Origin of the sequence: Mucilaginibacter sp., from assembly GCF_036383575.1 — a bacterium.
In the GTDB taxonomy this organism is placed as follows: Bacteria; Bacteroidota; Bacteroidia; order Sphingobacteriales; family Sphingobacteriaceae; genus Mucilaginibacter.
Map to the genome: position 1 here is coordinate 1 of NZ_DASVOB010000184.1, position 5,353 is coordinate 5,353.

Sequence of the window (5,353 nt, forward strand, 5' to 3'; positions counted from 1 at the left end):
AAGACCCCGCCATTGAGGCTGATAGAAATCTGTTGGCCGCAGAGCAAAAAAAGTATGCACAGCTTAAGCAAAGGCATATTGCCGATTACCAGCATCTGTTTAAACGTGTGAGTTTTAATTTAGGCGCTGATAGTGAAATCGTAAAACAACCTACGGATGAGCGGCTTAAAAAAATCGATATAGCAAAGCCTGATAAGCAATTACAAACTTTGTATTATCAATTTGGGCGCTATCTGCTCATTGCCAGCTCAAGGCCGGGAAGCGCCCCGGCCAATTTACAGGGAATCTGGAACGACCAAGTGATACCACCATGGGGCAGTAATTATACCACCAATATCAATACAGAAATGAATTACTGGCTGGCCGAGAATACCAATCTCTCAGAATGCCATCAGCCTTTGTTTGATTTTCTGAATGAGCTCGCCATAAACGGTAAAATCACGGCCAAAGTGAATTATAATATTGATGAAGGCTGGGTTGAGCATCATAATACCGATATCTGGGCTAAAACATCCACAGTCGGTAATTTCGATCAGGACCCTAAAAGTTCGGTAAGATGGTCGGCCTGGCCAATGGGCGGGGCCTGGATGAGCCTTCATTTATACGATCATTACCTTTTTACCGGTGATGAAAACTTTTTAAGCAAAACCGCTTATCCCATTATGAAAGGTGCTGCGCAATTTATGCTGCACTGGCTGGTCACCGATCCAAACACGGGTTACCTGGTAACAAATCCTTCAACATCGCCTGAAAATACGGTAAAGATCAATGGTAAAGAATACCTGGTAAGTATGGCCTCTACAATGGATATGTCAATCATTCGGGAATTGTTCCAGGATTGTATCAACAGTGCGCAAATCCTGGGTACCGATAAGGCCTTCGCCGCCAGGGTAGCTGAAGCATACAGTAAACTGTATCCGTTTCACATTGGCCAACACGGTCAGTTGCAGGAATGGTTTAAAGACTGGGATGATACAGCAGATACGCACAGGCATATCTCACAACTGTTTAGCCTGTTTCCCGGCAAGCAAATCTCGGTGTTTAACACACCAGAGTTAGCCGCGGCCGCAAAGCAATCTATGATTTATCGCGGAGATGTAAGCACAGGCTGGTCAATGGCCTGGAAGGTAAATTGGTGGTCGCGGATGCACGATGGTAACCATGCCTATAAAATATTGGCCGCTGCATTTAATTACATGGACCCATTGCAGAAAAAGGCACAAATGAGCGGGGGCGGTACCTATCCTAATTTGTTTGACGCACACCCACCTTTCCAGATTGATGGAAATTTTGGAGGAACAGCCGGCATCACCGAAATGCTGCTGCAAAGCCAGGATGGCGAAATAGAATTATTACCGGCCCTGCCCGATGCCTGGCCCGATGGCAGCATCAAAGGGATTAAGGCGCGCGGAAATTTTGAGGTGGCTATCGACTGGAAAAAAGGAAAGCTGAGCAAAGCGATCATCAAATCAAATATCGGAGGAAATTGCAGACTGCGTACACCTATCCCTGTAAGGATTGTAGAGGAAAGCAGTAAAACTGCCATTGGTACAAATACTAATGCATTAAACGCGGCACCTGCGAAACCAGCTTATCAAAAGGCAGATGCCGCCCAACTCCCGGACATATCATTTAATAAAGGTTATTTAATTGATTTTGCCACCAAAAAAGGCAAAACCTACACTGTTATCCCCATGTAGTACTATGAAGAATTTTAAATACTATTTGCTGTTTTGTTTGTTTTTAGGTTTGGCTGCAACGATCCATGCGCAATCCATTAGTTGGACAGAGGTGGAACCCGGGATCTGGAAAGGTGTAATCGGCAAGCCCGAAGAATTTGACCTGTTGAAAGCTTCAGGCGCGCAGCCTTATCATGCCGGTTTACAGCAAATGCCGGCTGCCGGTTTTCCTTTATCACAGCAGGAAATTACCGGCAGGGTACAGGATGGTAAAACCTATCTCAGGTTTCCTCTCGAAAAAAAAGAACAATTGTTCGGCTTTGGTTTAAATTTTCAAACTGTATTTCAACGGGGAAAGGTATTGACCCTTCATGTTGATAATTATGCAGGTAAAGATAATGGCCGTACGCATGCGCCAACCCCATTCTACGTGTCATCAAAGGGTTATGGTGTGTTTATTAATTCGGCAAGGTATATCAACGTGTACGCCGGTACAGCAGTGAATCGCGATAGCAAAATACCGCCTGATGTGAAAGACCGTAACCTGGATAAAACATGGAGTTCGCACCCGTATTCGGACGGGGTAGAAATGCTCGTGCCGGCTGCCGGTACTGAGATCTATGTATTTGCAGGGCCTACCATGCTGGATGCTGTAAGGCGGTATAATTTATTAAATGGCGGCGGCTGTCTGCCACCGCGCTGGGGATTGGGCTTTACGCAACGAATGCAGCGTTTAACCGACGCACAGGGCGTTGAAGATGAAGCAAAGGCATTTGAGGAAAAAGGTTATCCGCTTGATTTTATTGGTCTTGAACCCGGCTGGCAAAGTAAATCGTATCCCTGTACTTTTGAATGGGACCCGGGCCGGTTCCCTGATCCCAAAGCACTGGTACAGGGCATGCTGAAAAAGAACATCAGGCTCAATTTATGGACTAATCCCTACGTATCACCACAAGCGCCGGTTTATAAAAGTATTTTGCCATACAGCGGCTCGCATACGGTTTGGAACGGCATCGTACCGGACATCAGTATGCCTGAAGCCCGTAAAATCTTTTTCGGCGAGTTGGAAAAGGGAAAGATAGATATCGGGGTCAGCGGCTATAAAATGGATGAGGTTGATGGGGGCGACAATTATTTATGGCCCGATGTAGCTGTTTTTCCATCCGGTCATGCTGCCGAACAGATGCGTCAAACCTATGGACTGATGATGCAGCGTTATACGAGCGAAATTTACCATCAGCGTAACCAGCGCACATTTGGCCTGGTACGTGCATCAAATGGGGGCGGTTCATCATTTCCTTATGTGATCTATAACGATTATTACGATCACAGGGACTTTATTACAGCGCTGGTTAATAGCGGTTTTGCCGGGGTATTATGGACGCCTGAAGTACGGTCGTCCAAAACAGGAGAGGAATGGCTGCGTAGGTTCCAGTCAAATGTGTTTTCGCCAATGGCGATGATCAATGCATGGGCAAGCGGTACCAAGCCTTGGTCGTTTCCCGAGGTTGCTGAACAGGTTAAAGCCATGGCAAACCTGCGGATGCAGATGATGCCATATTGGTACAGTGAATTTGCAAAATATCATTTTGAAGGCATCCCGCCTTTCAGGGCCATGTACATGGAAGAAGGTTTTGGGAATTCTGAAGGCAAAACTGAGAAGAAACAGCTAAACCTGGAGGAAAACCCCTATGAAGAAGCCACGACCAAAGAGGTTAAAGACCAGTACATGGCCGGCGAATATTTACTGGTGGCTCCCTTATTTGCGGGCGAAACCAGCAGAAAGGTGATCTTACCCAAAGGTAAATGGTATGACTTTTATACCGGGAAGTATGCGGGTGATGGTGAGGTGATCAGCGTTACACCAGGCCTGGATAAGATTCCTGTTTATATAAAAGACGGTGGAATTATCCCCATGATGCCCGTAATGCTGCACGCGCCAAAAGCAGGGCTGAAGGTTAATCTCGAGATCAGGCATTATGGCAACAAGCCCGGCGTTTATTCATTATATGATGATGACGGTGAAACATTTAATTACGAAAAAGGCAACTATTCATTCCGTAAGATTACGGCCATTAAAAAGAATGGGAAATTAATAGGTTCTATTTCTCCCGCGCTAAAAGGTAAACCTGATAATATTGGAAAAATAACCTTTAAATCCATGACCGATTAATAAGTTATTAAAGTGGTAAATAGCCTTTTGTTTAATGATAGTAGTTTAAAATCAACTGGTTAGGTTTATTTGCACTTGGTTTGGAGTTTGATATCCCGCGCAAAAATGGCGGGCCGCAAATAACCGGTCATTGATTTAATACGGCAGATCTGTAATTTGGCAGCAGACAGAGGAATAGACTGGACATTCTTGGGGGCATGATCTCATTGTTCCGGAAATGCGGGTATGGCGATTCTGCTACACTTTAATCATGCTAATCAATTGAAAGTAAAGATGCCTCCTGTTTTGTATTTACACGAACTGGTGCTCCAAATAGCACGGAATGGTTTGATCAGGGTTTCCGGAACCTCCAATTATAGGAATCAGGACATATCAGGTAAACGATATATCATTGACCTTCTCACCGCCCTCATCAATAAATTCAAGCACACGAAATATAGAACCATTGAATATCAACAGCGCTCTTTCGGAAATCTTCGATCTGCAATCGATTAAAATACAGTATACTAAAAATAAGATATCAGCAATAGTTGCAAGTAAGGGTGTAAAGATTGATCGAGCAATCAAAGCATTAAAACGTAATGGCATAATTGTCAATGAAGACCAAGCAAAGGTAATTTTAGATTTTCTTTACATTTTAGCAAAGACTTATTATAAAAATAACAGTACTGCTGCTTAGCCGGTCATTATTTTCTGAAACACAAATTTAAGAGGCATTTGTCCGGATAGATAAAGGGAATTCGAACATCGAAATCATTGTTTTTATAATATTATACAAGATTTCTAATGCAAAGTTGGTTACTATAAGTTTTCATGAGGAAATTTCGAACACCTTAAATTAGGAGACTGTGTATTTGTAATTACCTAAAAATTAGATCTTTGATAAAATAAAAAAGGAGATAAACAAATCTGTTCATCTCCTCAAGTGGAGCCGGAGGGAACGTGAAAAATCACGTAATGGGCTCACTGTCAATGTCAATATCGGGATTTTTGATCCTGCTCACCGTGCGCTCTCCAGATGGGCGCAAACTGACCTTAATTATGCTACTTAGTATATGCTAAAATACATAATAATAATGGTGTATAAAAATCCGAAAGTTTCTAAATCGAGTAGAAGAACTTTTAAAGTTACCTTGTAACGTAACAAATAGCACCTGTGTCGTGTTAAAGCAGTTTATTTATTGAGGCTTTGCGTTTGAAATGTGATTGCCTACCTTGCAAAAAAGAAATAACTGTAATTCTAAATAATACCTAAGCTTAATCTTCAATGAAGTAATTTTCCATCGATACTCACTTGGACATCAATTGTCCCCAATTTTCTTTTTACACAGGTCAGACCAGTGCCTAAGCGTAATGAAGAAGCCGTTTTGATTCTTTCAAAAGTGACGGGGGATGACAGAACCATTCGGTTTTACCTACTCTCGATTTAGTTGTGTCGGCCGAATTTAAAATTCATTAATATGACAAGATGCTCTAATTAGCACGGAACAGCTTGGTCAAG

3 protein-coding genes are annotated in these 5,353 nt (G+C 42.9%); all 3 read left to right on the plus strand.

Annotated features, from left to right (window positions below):
• On the plus strand, window positions 1-1,700 hold a 1,700-nt coding region (locus tag VF500_RS06685), incomplete at its 5' end, for a glycosyl hydrolase family 95 catalytic domain-containing protein (RefSeq protein ID WP_330858920.1).
• A gap of 4 nt (window positions 1,701-1,704) precedes the next feature.
• Window positions 1,705-3,852 (plus strand): TIM-barrel domain-containing protein, encoded by a 2,148-nt coding sequence (locus VF500_RS06690; protein ID WP_330858921.1) that lies wholly within the window; start codon window positions 1,705-1,707, stop codon window positions 3,850-3,852.
• Between the two features lie 445 nt (window positions 3,853-4,297).
• Window positions 4,298-4,531 carry a hypothetical protein gene (locus VF500_RS06695; RefSeq protein WP_330858922.1) on the plus strand — a complete coding sequence of 78 codons (234 nt, stop codon included), beginning with the start codon at window positions 4,298-4,300 and terminating at the stop codon, window positions 4,529-4,531.
• Window positions 4,532-5,353: the final 822 nt, after the last annotated feature.

Excerpts from the sequence above, each read along its gene's own strand:
- VF500_RS06690 (WP_330858921.1), top strand. The coding sequence starts at position 1,705 with ATGAAGAATTTTAAATACTATTTGCTGTTTTGTTTGTTTTTAGGTTTG.